General features: G+C 58.4%; 15 protein-coding genes. 10 read left to right on the forward strand and 5 right to left on the reverse strand.

Annotated elements, in window-relative coordinates:
- Nucleotides 1-10: 10 nt before the first annotated feature.
- Both RA27_RS13660 and RA27_RS24720 read right to left on the reverse strand, forming a co-directional pair.
- Nucleotides 11-1,606, reverse strand: a complete 1,596-nt coding sequence (locus RA27_RS13660) for a 5'-nucleotidase C-terminal domain-containing protein (protein WP_241484072.1) — start codon at nt 1,604-1,606, stop codon at nt 11-13.
- Nucleotides 1,607-1,636: 30 nt separating this feature from the next.
- Nucleotides 1,637-1,807, reverse strand: a complete 171-nt coding sequence (locus tag RA27_RS24720; protein ID WP_241484073.1) for a hypothetical protein — start codon at nt 1,805-1,807, stop codon at nt 1,637-1,639.
- A 262-nt stretch (nt 1,808-2,069) separates the two neighbouring features.
- Between RA27_RS24720 and nudC the strand changes: the two genes are divergently transcribed.
- Genes nudC through RA27_RS13680 form a run of 4 tightly spaced genes read left to right on the forward strand, consistent with a single transcriptional unit; the run spans nt 2,070 to nt 4,645 of the window.
- Nucleotides 2,070-3,053 (forward strand): NAD(+) diphosphatase, encoded by a 984-nt coding sequence (gene nudC, locus RA27_RS13665; RefSeq protein ID WP_039540063.1) that lies wholly within the window; start codon nt 2,070-2,072, stop codon nt 3,051-3,053.
- A 39-nt stretch (nt 3,054-3,092) separates the two neighbouring features.
- Nucleotides 3,093-3,560, forward strand: coding sequence for an SRPBCC family protein (locus RA27_RS13670; protein WP_039539844.1), 468 nt, complete (start codon nt 3,093-3,095; stop codon nt 3,558-3,560).
- Between the two features lie 6 nt (nt 3,561-3,566).
- On the forward strand, nt 3,567-4,052 hold the full coding sequence (locus RA27_RS13675) for a GNAT family N-acetyltransferase (RefSeq protein ID WP_039539847.1): 486 nt from the start codon (nt 3,567-3,569) through the stop codon (nt 4,050-4,052).
- A gap of 41 nt (nt 4,053-4,093) precedes the next feature.
- The gene (locus RA27_RS13680; protein ID WP_039539851.1) at nt 4,094-4,645 is read left to right on the forward strand and encodes an AAA family ATPase; all 552 of its coding nucleotides are present in this window, start codon (nt 4,094-4,096) and stop codon (nt 4,643-4,645) included.
- Between the two features lies 1 nt (nt 4,646).
- Here the strand turns inward: RA27_RS13680 and RA27_RS13685 are convergent, their stop codons facing one another.
- Nucleotides 4,647-5,480 (reverse strand): prephenate dehydratase, encoded by an 834-nt coding sequence (locus RA27_RS13685; RefSeq protein ID WP_039539854.1) that lies wholly within the window; start codon nt 5,478-5,480, stop codon nt 4,647-4,649.
- Nucleotides 5,481-5,601: 121 nt separating this feature from the next.
- On the opposite strand from RA27_RS13685, the gene RA27_RS13690 reads away from it, so the two are divergent.
- From RA27_RS13690 to RA27_RS13710, 5 genes are all read left to right on the forward strand, one after another.
- Nucleotides 5,602-6,111 (forward strand): cytochrome c family protein, encoded by a 510-nt coding sequence (locus RA27_RS13690; protein WP_039539857.1) that lies wholly within the window; start codon nt 5,602-5,604, stop codon nt 6,109-6,111.
- Nucleotides 6,112-6,285: 174 nt separating this feature from the next.
- Nucleotides 6,286-8,196 (forward strand): extracellular solute-binding protein, encoded by a 1,911-nt coding sequence (locus tag RA27_RS13695; protein WP_082025123.1) that lies wholly within the window; start codon nt 6,286-6,288, stop codon nt 8,194-8,196.
- Nucleotide 8,197: 1 nt separating this feature from the next.
- Nucleotides 8,198-9,292, forward strand: a complete 1,095-nt coding sequence (locus RA27_RS13700; RefSeq protein ID WP_039539863.1) for a microcin C ABC transporter permease YejB — start codon at nt 8,198-8,200, stop codon at nt 9,290-9,292.
- Nucleotides 9,293-10,399 (forward strand): ABC transporter permease, encoded by a 1,107-nt coding sequence (locus RA27_RS13705; protein ID WP_039539865.1) that lies wholly within the window; start codon nt 9,293-9,295, stop codon nt 10,397-10,399.
- On the forward strand, nt 10,396-11,973 hold the full coding sequence (locus tag RA27_RS13710) for an ABC transporter ATP-binding protein (RefSeq protein ID WP_039539868.1): 1,578 nt from the start codon (nt 10,396-10,398) through the stop codon (nt 11,971-11,973). The genes RA27_RS13705 and RA27_RS13710 overlap by 4 nt, the downstream gene beginning before the upstream one ends.
- Nucleotides 11,974-11,995: 22 nt before the next feature.
- On the opposite strand, the gene RA27_RS13715 is transcribed toward RA27_RS13710, so the two are convergent.
- Together RA27_RS13715 and hemN are read right to left on the reverse strand one after the other, a co-directional pair.
- A complete protein-coding gene (locus RA27_RS13715; RefSeq protein WP_039539871.1) occupies nt 11,996-13,921 on the reverse strand; it encodes an elongation factor G in 1,926 nt (641 codons plus the stop codon).
- A gap of 213 nt (nt 13,922-14,134) precedes the next feature.
- A complete protein-coding gene (gene hemN, locus RA27_RS13720; RefSeq protein WP_039539873.1) occupies nt 14,135-15,490 on the reverse strand; it encodes an oxygen-independent coproporphyrinogen III oxidase in 1,356 nt (451 codons plus the stop codon).
- Nucleotides 15,491-15,551: 61 nt separating this feature from the next.
- Here hemN and RA27_RS13725 point away from each other — a divergent pair, with 61 nt between their 5' ends.
- Entirely contained in the window at nt 15,552-16,295 is a 744-nt protein-coding gene (locus tag RA27_RS13725) for a Crp/Fnr family transcriptional regulator (RefSeq protein ID WP_039539876.1), read from the forward strand.
- The last annotated feature ends 21 nt before the right edge of the window (nt 16,296-16,316 follow it).

The raw sequence follows: 16,316 nt of genomic DNA on the forward strand, positions 1-16,316 counted from the left end.
TGGCAACCCGTCAGAAGGTCAGATGGAAGCGCAAAAAACCGTCCGAGTCAGGGGGCAGACGACGCGGGCGATAGTCTGCCAGTTCCTCCAGATACTTTTGCGCGCCCGGACCGGTGGTCAGGATTGCACTGAGCCCCTGATTTTGCGTGAAAGAAAACGGTTGCGGAGCGTGTCCCAGCGGATCGGCGGGCAGGATACCCGCCACATAATCATGCAGGATATCGTGAATACGCAGCGTCGGCAGGTCGATCAGGTCCGGTTGCCGGGAGATCGGAAAGTGACCCCCGCCACTGATACGGAAGTTATTGACCGCGACTACAAACTGCTGGTCGGGCGTGACCGGTCGCCCATCTAATTTCAGATCGCGAATACGGGAGTGAGCCGGGTCGGTCAGCCGTCCGGCGGAATCGAATCGTGTCGGCTGCGACAGATCGATCCGATAGGTCACCCCGTACAAAACGTCGAAATTGTGGCCGGTGCGCTGAGGGTCGCAAAGGGCGACGGGGAAACGCCCGGACAATTGGTTGAACAGCCCGGCGGACATTTCCAGCCAGTCCCGAACCTGCGATCCTGTGGCCAGCACGGCGCGCAGCTCATTGGGGAAGACACTCAGATCGGCGATATGCCGAGCCGAGACCTCTCCTGCAGGTATGTCGGTGTAGTAGGTTTTGCCCGCTCGGCCTCCGAACTTCGCGGGGGCAGCAGCCGATAAAACGGGTAAATCCGCCCAGGCCGTATCGACCAGATGCGGGCGCAGCGCCGCCGCCTGAGCTGCGGCGCTCAGGGCCAGGCCCCGGTCCGGAACGCAATACGAGAAATAACTATGCAGCGATTGCGTGACAGAGCCCACTGGTCTGGCCATTCTGGAGCGCGTAGCGCTGTGGCCGCTGTCAAAAATGTCTGTCATGGCGGGGCATTCAGACGTCACTGGGTCGGTTTGATTGATCGGCCGTGCTTCGACGTGACTTTTGGCAATGTGCCAGCCGCCGTCACGGCGCTGCTGCAACGTCAAATCGATGATCCCCAGATGAGACCCGGCCCACCCCTGCATGACCACCGGCGTGCCATGAACCAATCCTCGGTCACTGTCGACAAAAGGAAACCCGTCATGTGCCTTGCCGGGCAGAGTCAGGTGGGTATGGCCTGCGACGATCGCGTCAATCTCATGGAGTTCGGCAAGGGGGATGATAGCGTTCTCCAGCCCCGGTTCAGCCTGTGCCGACCCCAATCCCGTATGTGCAAGGGCCACGATCAGGTCACACCCTTGCCGACGCAGGTCTTTCGCAGTGTTTTGCGCAGTGGTAAGGATGTCGGTCACAACGACCTGATCCTGTAGCATGTGGGCCTCCCACCGGGCGGTCTGGGGCGGCAACACAGACAAGACGCCAATGCGGAGCGGGACGTCCCGACCGTTCACCGAGACCACGCGTCGCAGAATCGCATACGGTTCCCATCCCGCTTCGGCCCCGTTACTTACCATGTTGCTGCAAATTATCGGGCACGAGGTTTGGCGTGCGAACCGATTGACGAAGTCCAACCCAAATCCGAAATCGTGATTACCCAATCCGATCGCGTCGTAGCCGAGCGTGTCGAACGCCTTCGACAACGGATGAGCATCCGGTACGGTCTCGGCTGCTCATGTTCCCATCGGCGTACCCTGCAGGCTGTCTCCATTGTCAAACAACAGCACAAGCGTGCTATCGCGTCTGGCCTGTTCACGCGCGTCATGGATCAGGCTGGCTGTGCGGGCAAATCCGACAGCGGGGTCCGGGCGATCTGAATAATAGTCATATGATGTCAGGTGCATATGCAGATCAGAGGTCGCCAGTATACGAATATATGTGCGTGGCCCGCGCCCCTGATCTTGATGCGATAATTCCTTGGGTTTCAATATTTTCAACTTCTGGCCGTCTAAGTAACAGTGTTTTCACCATGAGGTGGATTTAGTGCAAATTCCGGGGCAATGCTGCGGTCATTCCACGGCAGGACGAAAATTTGTTTGGCGAATACCCGTTGCACCATCGGCAAAGACGTGGCAGCCCTTTGCCCGGCACTCAGGAATGGCAGGCATGAAACGCGCAGAACAGGTGACATTCGGCGGCTCGGGATTGGATCGGGCGGGTTTGCTGCGTGGTGATGCAGATAAACTGGCGCAGGCTTATGGTGATCCTTCGGCAAAATGCGCGTTGCTGTGGCGGGGTAAGCTGCTGGTTCAGGGGGAAGCGCTGGATCGATTGGCCCTGCTTCCGATGGGTCACAGGATTTTCGAACAGGGACCGGGAGGCGTGATCGAGGCGCCGGTATTCCTTGGCAAGACGGATGAGGATGCGCCGCTGTTCGCCATGGATATCTCGGACTGGGCGGCTGAAGGTCTGGATTTGTCTGGCGTCGGCGATTTTGTGGACCGTACCGAGCAACAGCACCCCGACCTGCCCGAGGGGTATGTCTTTGCCGAGATGCGGCGGATCATGACGCGCCTCAGCCCGCGCGACGCGGAGCTGGCGGCAACTGCCAAAGCCGTGATCGGCTGGCATGAAACCCACCGGTTCTGTGCCCGGTGCGGTGCACGCAGCGAGATGTCTCAGGGCGGATGGCAGCGCAGTTGCCCGGCTTGTGGCGGTCAGCATTTCCCGCGTACTGACCCGGTGGTCATCATGCTGATCACGCATGGCAATTCGGTGCTGATGGGGCGCTCGCCCGGTTGGCCCGAAGGCATGTACTCGCTGCTGGCGGGCTTTGTCGAGCCCGGTGAAACGCTTGAGGCGGCGGTGCGGCGCGAAGTGATGGAGGAAGCGGGGGTGCCCGTGGGTGATGTCCACTACCTCGCCAGCCAGCCCTGGCCCTTTCCCGCATCCCTGATGTTCGGTTGTGCGGGCGAGGCGTTGTCGCGCGATATCCAGATCGATCCGGTCGAGATCGAGGACGCGATGTGGGTCACCCGAACCGAGATGATGCAGGCTTTTGCCGGGGATCATCCCAAGCTGCTACCTGCCCGAAAGGGTGCGATCGCGCATTTTTTGTTGCAACATTGGCTTGCAGACACACTGGACTGACGAGAAACTGAACCCGAACGAGGGCAGAGAAAAGCGAAGATGCAGTTTTCAGCGCAGGAAGATATCGAAGTTCCGATCGACACGGTTTTTACCATGGTCTCCGATTTCGAGCGCTTTGAACGCATGGCATTGCGGCGCGGGATTGATGTGAGGCGTGTTTCAGGCTCTGCTATGCCGCAGGCCGGAACCACTTGGGAAACCGAGTTCAAGATACGTGGCAAGCCGCGCCAGATCACGGTGGTGATGACCGATTGCGATCGGCCTTCACTGATGCGGTTCCAGTCCAGTAGCAAAGGCATGAATGGTGATACGGTGATTGAGCTTCTGGCACTCTCTCAGCGCCGAACACGCCTTCTTATCGAAACATCACTGGGTGCAAAAACCCTGCCTGCCCGGCTTTTGCTGCAATCCCTGAAGCTTGGTCAATCCCGGTTCCGGCGGCAATTCCAGACGCGCCTCAGCGAGTTCGCGCGCGAACTGGAGGAACGGCACCTTCACGGTGTCTGACGATGGATGAGCAGCGTGGATAAACCGATCATTCGAACGGCCACCGAAGCGGATGCGGATGGTATTGCCGGGGTTCTGACGGCGCTTGTTGCCTCCGGAAAACGGAACAAGCCCAGCGATGCTGCTTTTGCTCTGGCGCATTACATCAGCGATCCGGAACGCATCCGGTGCAGCGTTGCGGTGGATTCTGACGGAGACATTCTGGGCTTTCAGTCATTGAAGCTTGCTACCAAAAACAACCTCTATGGGGTTGCTGTCGGTTGGGGCATCATCGGTACACATATAAAACCGGCTGCTGCAAGATGCGGCGTAGGTCGGGAGTTGTTCAAATCCTCTCTGCAAGCTGCACAGCAGAGGGGATTGACCGCGATAGATGCGACGATCGGGGCCCACAACTCTGAGGGCCTTGGCTATTATGAGACCATGGGATTTCGCGACTACCGCCGGATGGAGGGCGCGATATGCAAGGTCTTTCGTATTTCCGGGGCATGAAGCGCCCCATGATACCTATCACGTTTGAGCAGCCTTGCTGAATGTCACAGATCATCTTTCTCCACGGCGCGTCCAGCAGCGGCAAGACCACTCTGGCCCGTGCGCTTCAATTGAAAGCGGAGGTGCCATTCTGGCACATCTCAATCGATCATCTGCGGGATTCGGGCGTGCTGCCCATGCAAAGGTTCCAAAGAGGTGATTTCGATTGGTCAGCAGAGCGTGCCAGAACCTTCGAAGGGTTTCACGCTTCGCTGGCGGCTTACGCAAACGCAGGCAATAATCTGATCATCGAGCACATTCTCGATACACCGGGATGGATTGAGGCGCTGAAACAGGGCCTGACAGATCACGACGTTTTGTTCGTCGGGGTGCATTGCCCAATCGAGCTCCTCAACCAAAGAGAGACAGCGCGCGGTGATCGCAAGCCCGGAAGCGCGGCCAGGGACCAACAGACGATCCACCGGGGCAGAGTCTATGATCTGCAGGTCCACGCGCCGGATGGCATTGAGGTGAATGTCGATCTCATCCTCGACGCGTGGCGCAGCGGGACGCGGATATCCGAATTCGCCTCTCGGCATTCGTCAAAGGTGTGAGCTACCCGCGGGGCTGCGCCGCCGGGTAGACGCCAAGCACCTCCACATTTGTGGTGAAGTGCTCTAGCTCATCCATCGCCAGTTGCACGTTCCGGTCATCCGGGTGGCCAACGATATCTGCATAGAACTGAGTCGCCGTGAAGGACCCATCGACCATGTAGCTTTCCAGCTTGGTCATGTTGATGCCGTTGGTGGCGAACCCGCCCATCGCCTTGTACAGCGCCGCCGGAATGTTGCGGACCTGAAAGACAAAGCTGGTGATCATGCCGTGATCACCGCGCCGCGATTCGTCTGCTTCTCGCGACATCACCAGAAAGCGGGTCGTGTTGTCGCCCTGATCCTCAATGTGGCGGGCCAGAATGTTGAGGCCATATATCTCACCCGCCAGTTCGCTGGCCAAGGCTGCGGAGTGTTTATCGCCAATCTCGGCCACCTCGCGCGCGGCACGGGCGTTGTCTGGGCTGACCCTGCCGCGAATACCGTGCTGTTTCAGAAAGCCCGCACATTGCGGCAGCAGTACGAGGTGGGAATGCGCTTCGGTGATGTCGTCCAGCGTAGCGCCCGGCACACCCAGCACATTGATATGCACGCGCACAAACGCTTCGTCGATGATGTGCAGGCCGCTATGTGGCAACAGGCGATGGATATCCGCGACACGGCCATAGGTGGTGTTTTCGACCGGCAGCATTGCCAGATCGGCTTCGCCCGAGCGTACCGATTCGATCACATCCTCGAATGTGCGGCAGGGCAGGGCGTCCATATCGGGGCGTGCATTGCGGCAAGCTTCATGACTGTAGGCGCCGGGTTCCCCCTGAAAGGCTATGCGGTTGGTCATTTGGTCGTTTCCGTGCAACAAGTTCTTGATTTGGGCGTTTAGTCGCGGTGTCTATACCTTGCCTCTTCTCAGGGGAAGCCTTAGACACCCCGCAGACAGCTGAAATGGACTCGCGATCAAAATGTTCGACACGATGACAGTTACCAAGGCCGCAGCAGGCCTGTTTGGCACCTTCCTTGTGCTGCTTCTGGCAAAATGGGGGGCGGATATCCTCTATAGCTCGGATAGCCATCATGCTGAGGCTTCCTACGTTATCGAATCCGAAAGCTCGGGCGAAAGCGCTGACGGCGAAGAGGTGGTCTTCGAAGAGATTCTGGCAGCAGCCGATCCAGAAAAAGGCGCGAAGGTCTTCCGCAAGTGTACCGCCTGCCACAAGCTGGAAGATGGCGCGAACGGCACCGGCCCTTACCTGTATGGTGTCGTAGACCGCCCGGTTGCATCAGCCAAAGGGTTCACCGGGTACTCGGCCTCGATGCAGGCGCATGGCGGCAACTGGACGCCCGAAGCGCTTGATGCATTCCTGACAAAGCCCAGCAGCTATATCTCGGGCACATCCATGAGCTTTGCCGGCCTGAAGAAGCCGCAGGATCGCGCCGATCTGATTGCTTATCTGCAGACCATCGGCAATTGATCTATTGATCATACGGGACGATTTCAAAGCCGCTGCCTCGCGCAGCGGCTTTATTTTTTGTCTGAGAAGAACTTCACAAAGCGTTCACGCATTCTAAACTTGCAACTGACGGTGCTGGACCTTTAGCTGGCGGGCACAACAATGAAGATGACAAAAATTCAGAGGACGAGCCTTATGAACCCCCTTGTGCCCGCGATGCGCCTTACCCGAATTCACACTTGGGCTGCGGTCTTTGGGATTTCTGCTGCGATTGCGCTGGGTGGAGCAGGTCGTGCCAGCGCCACTGAGGAAGGGGTCACACGCAGCCACGGTTATTCCTACTTCGGGAATCTGGATTACCCGGCTGATTACCCGCATCTGAACTACGTCAACCCGGATGCGCCGAAGGGCGGGGAGTTGTCATTGTCGGGATCGGGTACGTTTGATTCCCTTAACCCTTACTCGCGAAAAGGGCGGGCCGGGGCTTTGACCACGCTTCAATATGACTCGCTGATCGACAGCACCGCCGACAGCGTTGGCCAGTATTACGGAATTATCGCTGAAAGCCTGGAGTATGACGAAGGGCGCAATTACGTGATCTTCCACATGCGACCCGAAGCGACGTTCTGGGATGGCACGCCGGTTACAGCCGAAGATGTGGTCTACAGTCATCGCTTGTTCATAGAACAGGGGCTGCCGTCCTATGCGCAAGCCGTTGGGCGCATGGTCACCGGCGCTGAAGCGCTGGATGATCATACCGTCAAATTCACCTTCAGCCCGGATGTAACGCGGCGTGGGTTGATCGAAACGGTTGGCTCGACCCCGGTCTTCTCAAAGGCGTGGTTTGAAGCGGATGAAAGCCGCCGCCTGGATGAACCCAGGCTTGAGGTCGCGGTGGGGTCCGGCCCCTACAAGCTGGACAGCTACGACATCAACCGCCGCATCGTATACAAGCGCCGCGATGACTATTGGGGCAAGGATCTGCCTATCAACGTGGGCCGTCACAACTACGATACCGTCCGGATCGAATACTTCGCCGATCAGACCGCCGCGTTCGAAGGGTTCAAGGCGGGTGAGTATACCATGCGGGTCGAAAGCGACCCTAAGCTCTGGGCTTCAAGTTATGATTTCCCGAAGCTCAGCGAAGGTGTTGTGGTGCGGGATGAGATCGTCGATGGCAGCCCGCCGACACCGTCCGGTTTTGTGTTCAACCTGGGGAAACCGCAGTTTGCAGACAAAAATGTGCGCAAGGCGCTGGCATTGGCGTTCAACTTTGAATGGGCGAATGAATCGCTGTTGTTCGGTCTGAATTCGCCGCGCAGCTCATTTGTGCAAGATACCCATCTTGAGGCGGCTGGCGTTCCAGAGGGCGCGGAACTCGCTTTCCTGGAATCTCTCGGAGACGTGGTGCCCGCAGAGCTGTTCAGTGAACCTGCGCTTGTTGTGCACGAGTCCAACCCGGCCAGATTGAATGACCGGCGCAATCTGCGGAAAGCGTCGAAACTGCTGGATGAGGCCGGATGGGCTGTGGGCGAAGGCAATCTGCGCCGAAATTCCGAGGGGCAGACGCTAAGGGTCAACATTCCCTACGCGTCAAGTATGCCGACCTCGACCGCTACGATGATCGAAACCTATGTGCAGAACCTGCAATCGATTGGGGTGGACGCTTCGGCAGAGAAGGTAGACCCCTCTCAGTTCACGCTGCGGCGGCGCGAACGGGACTACGACATGGTGTACTCGAACCGTTACGGCTCGTTCCTGTCGACAGGGGGTGGTCTGAGCCAGATGTATGGATCGGAAGAAGCCGCTTTCAGCCTGTTCAATCCGGCAGGTCTTGCCAGCCCTTTGGTGGATGCGGTGATCGAAGCGTCATTTGACACCACAAATCAGGCCGAACAGGATGCGGCGCTGATGGCGCTGGATCGCGCCTTGCGTTATGAGTTCTTCGTCATCCCTGATGGGTATGTGGCGGATTACTGGACGGCTTACTACGACATGTATGAATATCCCGAAAACCTCCCTCCCTTCGCGCTCGGGTATCTCGACCTATGGTGGGTCAACCCCGAGAAAGAAGCCGAACTGAAAGCGAAAGGCGCGCTGCGATAAGATGGGCGCCTATATCCTAAGACGCCTGCTGCTGGTCATTCCGACCCTTCTGGGCATCATGATCGTTAATTTCACGCTGGTGCAGTTCGTTCCCGGCGGGCCGATCGAACAGATCATCGCTCAGATCGAAGGTCAGGGTGATGTCTTTGCCGGCTTTGCCGGCGGTGGTGACGCCGGGGCGGGTGCAGAGACTGCGGGTGGCGCATTTGACGACAAATATGTCGGAGCGCGCGGCCTTCCGCCCGAGTTCATCGCGGAGCTGGAGAAGGAGTTCGGCTTCGACAAACCACCGCTTGAACGCTTCCTGGGTATGATGTGGAACTATTTGACGCTGGACTTTGGCGAAAGCTACTTCCGCTCGATCAGCGTGATTGATCTGGTGCTGGAAAAGATGCCTGTTTCGATTTCGCTGGGCTTGTGGTCAACGCTGATCGCCTATCTGGTGTCGATCCCGCTGGGTATTCGCAAGGCCGTCAGGGATGGATCGCGGTTCGACACCTGGACCAGCGGTATGATTATCGTGGCCTATGCCATCCCCGGTTTTCTGTTCGCCATTCTGCTGCTGGTTCTGTTTGCTGGTGGTTCGTATTGGCAAATCTTCCCTCTGCGCGGGCTGACCTCGGACAATTGGGACAGCCTCAGCTTGTTTGGCAAGATCACCGACTATTTCTGGCATATCGCATTGCCAATCATCGCGCTGACGATATCGGCCTTTGCGACGCTGACGCTGCTGACCAAGAACTCGTTCCTGGACGAGATCAAAAAGCAATACGTCATGACCGCCCGCGCCAAGGGGCTGAGCGAAAGCAAGGTGTTGTACGGCCATGTTTTCCGCAACGCGATGCTGATCGTGATCGCAGGTTTCCCGGCGGTGTTCATCGGGGTGTTCTTCGGCGGCTCGATCATCATCGAGACCATCTTCTCGCTGGACGGTCTGGGCCGATTGGGTTTCGAGGCCGCAGTGGCCCGTGATTATCCGGTGATCTTCGGCACGCTGTTCATCTTTGGCCTGATGGGGCTGGTCGTCGGCATCATCAGCGATCTGATGTATGTGCTGGTCGACCCGCGCATCGATTTCGAAAAACGGGAGGGGTAAATGGCGCTTTCCCCCCTCAACCAGCGCCGTTGGCGCAACTTCCGACGCAATGGCCGGGCGTTCTGGTCGTTGATCATTTTCTCGGTGCTGTTCGGCCTGTCGCTGTTTGCCGAGTTCATCGCCAATGACAAACCGATCCTGATAAAATACCGGGGTGAGTTCTACACGCCGGTGTTCAATTTCTACGCCGAGACCGAGTTCGGCGGCGACTTCCAGACCGAGGCGATCTATCGCGACCCAGAGGTCATGTGCCTGATCGACAGCGGCGGGCTGGATCAGTGTTTCGACGATCCCGAAGGGATTATCGACGAAATCAAGGCCGGTACGTATCAGGCCGAAGGTTTCGAACGTGGTTGGGCCATCTGGCCGCCGATCCCCTATTCCTTCAACACCAGCGTGGACCGGCCCGGCGCGGCTCCGCTGCCGCCCAATGGTCAGAACCTGTTGGGCACGGACGACACCAAACGAGACGTGTTGGCGCGGGTGATCTACGGCTTCCGTCTGTCGATTCTATTCACGCTGATCGTCACGGGCGTGGCCAGTCTGATCGGCATCTTCGCCGGGGCCATTCAGGGTTTTTTCGGCGGCTGGCTGGACCTGATCTTCCAGCGGATTATCGAGATCTGGTCTGCGACTCCATCGCTCTACGTTATCATCATCATGTTCGCGATCCTCGGGCGAAGTTTCTGGCTCTTGGTGATTCTGATGATCCTGTTCAGTTGGACTGGATTGGTGGGCGTCGTGCGCGCTGAATTCCTGCGAGCACGCAACCTTGAATATGTCCGCGCCGCGCGAGCGCTGGGGGTTGGCAACATGACGATCATGTTCCGCCACATGCTGCCTAACGCGATGGTCGCCACGCTGACCTTCATGCCGTTCATCGTAACCGGAACCATTGGTGGGCTGGCCTCGCTGGACTTCCTCGGCTTCGGTTTGCCGTCCTCGGCCCCGTCGCTTGGGGAATTGACCTTGCAGGCGAAACAGAACCTGCAGGCCCCGTGGCTGGCCTTCACTGCCTTCTTCACCTTTGCCATCATGCTGTCGCTGCTGGTCTTCATTTTCGAAGGCGTGCGCGATGCGTTTGATCCTAGAAAGACCTTCTCATGAGCCTTTTGGATGCGAACAACCTCAAGGTCTCGTTCCGGCAGGACGGGCGAATCTCGGCGGCCGTCAAGGGCGTGTCCTTCTCCGTGGACAGGGGGGAAACGGTGGCTTTGGTCGGTGAGTCCGGGTCGGGCAAATCAGTGACTGCGCTGAGTACCGTGTCTCTGTTGGGGGATAGCGCCATCGTAGAGGGCTCGGTCACCTATGAAGGGCGGGAAATGATCGGTGCTTCCGAGGACAGGCTGATGGATGTGCGCGGCAATGACATCAGTTTTATCTTTCAGGAGCCGATGACGTCGCTGAACCCGTTGCACACGATCCAGAAACAGATGGCTGAGTCGCTGGCGTTGCACCAGGAGCTGACAGGGGACGCCGCACGTGAGCGGATCGTGGAGCTTCTGACCAAGGTCGGTATCCGCGACCCGCAGGACCGGCTGGACAGTTATCCGCATCAACTCTCCGGCGGGCAGCGTCAGCGTGTGATGATCGCGATGGCGTTGGCGAACAAGCCGGACATTCTGATCGCAGATGAACCAACGACTGCGCTGGACGTGACCATTCAGGCGCAGATTCTGGAACTGCTGGCCGAGTTGCAGAAATCCGAGAATATGGGGATGCTGTTCATTACCCATGACCTCGGCATCGTCCGCCGTATCGCCGATCGGGTCTGCGTGATGAAAGACGGCGAGATTGTCGAAGCCGGCGTGACCTCGGAGATCTTCGACAATCCGCAGCATTCGTATACCCGCAAACTGCTGGAGGCCGAACCGTCGGGGCATCCAGATCCTGTCGAAGCAAACGCGGAAGAAGTTGCGCGCACCGATCATCTGAAGGTCTGGTTTCCGATCCAGCGCGGTTTTCTGAAACGGACCGTTGGGTATGTGAAGGCTGTGAATGACGCGACGCTCAGTGTCCGTGCGGGTGAAACTCTTGGGATCGTGGGCGAAAGCGGATCGGGCAAGACGACGCTGGCGCTGGCGATCATGCGACTGATTGCGTCCGAGGGAGGTATCACCTTCCGCGACCAAGACGTGCGCCGATGGTCTACGCGTGAACTCAGGCGGCTGCGCAAGGACATGCAGATCGTGTTTCAGGACCCGTTCGGCAGCCTCAGCCCTCGGATGACCTGTCAGCAGATTATTGCGGAGGGTTTGGCCATCCACAAGATCGACCCTCACCGCGCCCCGCGCGAGCTTGTGGCTGAGGTGATGACCGAGGTTGGGCTGGACCCTGCCGCCATGGATCGATACCCGCATGAGTTCTCGGGCGGTCAGCGGCAACGCATCGCGATTGCCCGCGCCATGGTGTTGCGGCCCAAATTACTGGTGCTGGACGAACCGACCAGCGCACTCGATATGACTGTGCAGGTGCAGATTGTCGATCTGCTGCGCGACCTTCAGCGAAAGTATGGGTTGGCCTACCTGTTCATCAGCCACGATCTGAAGGTCGTGCGCGCGATGTCCCATAACGTCATCGTCATGCGAAACGGGGACGTCGTCGAAATGGGTGCGGCTGAGGATTTGTTTGAAAACGCTCAGACAGACTATACCCGCGAACTGATTGCGGCGGCGGGCTGACAAGCAGCCCGCACCCTTGGCTTCAGGCCATTTCCTTGTTCTTGGCCGAGCTGGGGACGGGGCCACGCAACTCTTCGTAGTGATCGAATTGCAGCTTTACCCATCCGGTGCCGCGTGTGGCACTGGCGAGCGTTCGATGCAGTTCGTCCTCGGCCACGGCGGGGAGCTGAGCGTTGAATATTTCCCAGCCCGGCGCGTTCGGGTTGCCCTCGAAGCCCAAGACCTGCCCCTGCAGTGAACTGATCGTTGGGACCAGATCACCGACAAAGGTCGAAGGAAGGTGTATCTCGGCGTTCAGAATCGGTTGCAGGACGACCGGTTTCGCTTCCGGCAGCGCTTCGCGCACCGCGTTCTTGCCCGCGGTTCGAAACGCATAGTCAGAGCTGTCCACATTGTGGTGCTTGCCGTCGCTCAACGTGACTTTGACATCTACCACGGGGAAACCTTCGGGGCCTTCCGCCAGAGCATCTCTGGCGCCATGTTCCACCGAAGGAATATAGTTCCGAGGCACCGCGCCCCCTTTGACAATCTCTTCGAAATGAAACCCCGATCCGCGTGCCAGGGGCGCAATCGATATGACGACATCGGCAAATTGCCCCGCACCACCGGATTGTTTGCGGTGGCGGTGACGATGTTCAACCTTCGCGCGGATGGTTTCGCGATAGGCAGTGCCAGCAGCTTCGGCTTCGATTTCGATCCCGAAATCTTCGGCCAGCTTGGCCGTCACGCGGCGCATGTGCTGAGGCCCTTGCGAGCCCAGAACAGAGTGACCGCTCAGTTCATCCTGCTCCAGATGCAGACCGGGGTCGATTTCGACCAACCGGGTCAAAGCGTTCGACAGGCGCACGTCGTCTCGCTCATGCGCAGGCGATACGACCTGACGGTGCGCCGCTGGGTGCGACGAAGCCCATTCCGGCAAGGGTGTTGCTGACGCGCTGTCATAGATGAACCCGGGATTGAGGTGATCGGATTTGACAGCCAAGCCAATCTGACCGGCCTCCAGCGCGCTGATCTGGGTCTTGGCGTCCAGCGTGGTCAGGTTTCCGACAGTCTCACCACCTAGGGCCTCGTGTGCTTTGACCCCGTCGCCGAGGCCGCGCAGAACCGTGATTTTGCCAATGTGTTTCTTTACATCTGCGAAACCTGCAATTGACCGGGCGTTTTCTTCGGCCTCATCCCGGTCAGCGGCAATGTTGAATTCCGGAGCCTCATGGCGCAGCGCTTTCATTAACCGGGTCAGACCGTTGCCATGGCTCGCGGCACCCAGACAGGCCGGGATCAGCTGGTGGTTCTGCAAAACCTGTGCGGCCAGCTCGTAGACCTCTTCGCTAGGAGGCTGTTTGTCCTCAATCAGTTGCTCCAGCAGATTGTCATCGAAATCCGATAGGGTTTCTAGCAATTCGGTGCGTGCTTCCTGTTCACGGTCTTCCGCCGATTGCGGTAGCTCGATCAGGGCCGAGGGCTGACCCTCCTGATACTTCCAAGCGCGTTCCGAAATCAGATCGACTGCGCCGATGATGGTGTCCCCGTCCCGGATCGGTACCTGCCGCAAAGCGATGTGGTGGGTGCAATAGGTCTGTAGCGCCGCAACAATGTCGCGGATACGACCGTTGGGGCTGTCCATGCGGTTGATGAACAGGAAACAGGGAATGCCTGCCTCTTCGACCAACCTTAGATACGGGGCACATAGGACGGCAGCATCCGGGTCGGGTGGGACGACCACAACCGCCGCGTCCGAGATCGCCATGGCCGGGCCGACATAGGCCAGTGCATCGCCGCCTCCGTCCACGTCCACCGCGCACCACGGTTCGTCTAAATAAGAAAAACCGTGCAGGTGCACGGTTCCGGAAACATCGAATGTGGTTGGTCGCCCGTCGAGGCGGCTGATGGCCTCGACCAGGGTAGATTTGCCCGATTGGCTGGGGCCGAGGACGGTGAAAACGCGCATAGGTGCTGTCCCTCTTTCAGGTTGCAGAATGGCTGCACGAAAAGGGCTGTCGAACGCATGTGCGTCGGCAAGAACTGTCTGCGTATGCCTGCCTCAGGCTGCGAAGAGGCGGGCCTCTCCACCCCTAGAGTGTGGAGAAAACCGAAGGCATGCGTCAAGCCCCCGTGCCAGTTTGGAAGGGAAGGTCGCAAAAAACGACCTACCAAAAAGAATTCAGATCGCGGAACTGTGCCCGGCCTTACTCAGGTCATATGCGTCAAAACTGCGGGCGATCATGCGGGTCAGCGCGCGTGCTTCGGGCGGAATGAACAAGCCGTTTTCGTCCACGCGCAGCAGGCCGTCGAAGGTGGCATTCGCTTTGGCGTACATTTGCTGCAGTTCGGCGGCAGAAATGTCGTAGTCGCGCAGGATTTCGTTCGAATTGATCTGGAAGTCACACATCAGCGCCTCGATCAGACGAGACCTCAGAACATCCTGACCTTTGAACAAATGTCCCCGTGATGTCGAAAAACGCCCTTCGCGAATGGCCTTGGTATGGGCCGACGTCGCCGGGGCATTTTGCGCATAGCCTTGCGGGAAACGCGAGATCGAGCTGGCACCCAAGCCAATAAGAATCGGGGCCTGATCGTCCGTGTAGCCTTGGAAATTCCGTTTCAGGCGACCGGCGCGCAGCGCATGGGTCAGCCCATCATCCTGAGTCGCGAAATGATCAATCCCGATCTCAGCGTAGTTGTCCCACAGGAATAGGCGTCGGGCGGTTTCAAAAAGTTCCAGTCGCTGTTCCGGCGTGGGAAGCGCATCTGATGGGATCAACTGCTGGCGCTTGGCCATCCAAGGCACATGCGCGTAGCCATAGAGTGCGACCCGATCCGGGTTGAGAGAAAGCAGTTTTTGAACGCTTTCGGTCATACGGGCTTTGGTCTGATGAGGCAGACCATAAAGGATATCCGCGTTCAGGCTGGAAATGCCACGTGCGCGGATCATCTCGGCCGCTTTGCGAGTGGTATCGTAGCTCTGGATGCGGCCGATGGTTTTCTGGATTTCATCATCGAAATCCTGCACGCCGATCGAGGCGCGGTTCATCCCGGCCTCGGCCAGGGCATCCAGCCGGGATTCGTCAATCTCATTCGGATCAATCTCGACCGAGAATTCAGCGTCTGGTCCCAACGGAACTATCTGAAGAATCCGCCCGGCCAGTTCACGCATCAGGTCGGCGTTCAGCAGCGTCGGCGTGCCACCGCCCCAATGCAGACGTGACAGCGTCACACCTTCGGGCAGGCGTGCAGCCAGCAGATCCAGCTCGGCCTTCAGGACGTCCACATAGGCGATGACCGGGTTATCTGTTTGGGTGCCTTGTGTCCGACAGGCGCAAAACCAGCACAGTCTGCGGCAGAACGGTACGTGAATGTAAAGCGAGATGGAACTGCCGGGGGCAATCCCGGAAATCCAGTCGCCAAACAGATCAGCCCCCACGTCATTGCTGAAATGAGGGGCGGTGGGATAGCTGGTATAACGCGGTACTTTCGCGTCAAAAAGTCCAAGCCGTGCCAGTTGAGGTTTCAGTGTCATAAAGATATGACTATAGCGGGAGGGCCCAGGGTACTTTGACCGAAATCAAATGGAAACGCGAATGACACTCAAGGCCCAATTCGATCACACCAATTGCGGCGAATGCCCGATCCGGCATCGCGCGGTGTGCGCGCATTGCGAAAGAGATGAGCTGGAAGAACTTGAGGGCATCAAGTACTATCGCAGCTTCGAGGCCGGGCAGACGATCATCTGGTCCGGCGATCCGATGAATTTTGTCGGCTCGGTTGTTTCCGGGATCGCGTCTCTGACCCAGACGATGGAAGACGGGCGCACACAGATGGTGGGCTTGCTTTTGCCCAGTGATTTCGTTGGCCGGCCCGGTCGTGAGATCGCGCCGTATGATGTGGTCGCGACGACCGATCTTGTGATGTGCTGCTTTCGGAAAAAACCTTTCGAAGAAATGATGGTGACGACACCGCATATCGCGCAGCGCCTGTTGCAGATGACTCTGGATGAGTTGGATGCGGCCCGTGAGTGGATGCTGGTGTTGGGGCGGAAGACTGCGCGGGAAAAGATCGCCAGTCTGCTTTCAATCATCGCGCGCCGGGACGCATCGATTCACCAGTCCGGCATGGCTGGCCCGATCGTATTTGACCTGCCCCTGACACGCGAAGCGATGGCCGATTATCTTGGATTGACGCTGGAAACCGTCAGCCGGCAGATATCGGCCCTGAAGAAGGATCAGGTCATTACCTTGGAAGGCAAACGCCACGTGACGATCCCCGATATGGGTCGCCTCATGGAAGAGGCGGGTGACGATACGGATGGCGGGTTTCTGGTCTGACGGCTGAGTGTTCTGGCGCCG

Origin of the sequence: Ruegeria sp. ANG-R (genome assembly GCF_000813985.1) — a bacterium.
Taxonomy (GTDB): Bacteria; Pseudomonadota; Alphaproteobacteria; order Rhodobacterales; family Rhodobacteraceae; genus Ruegeria.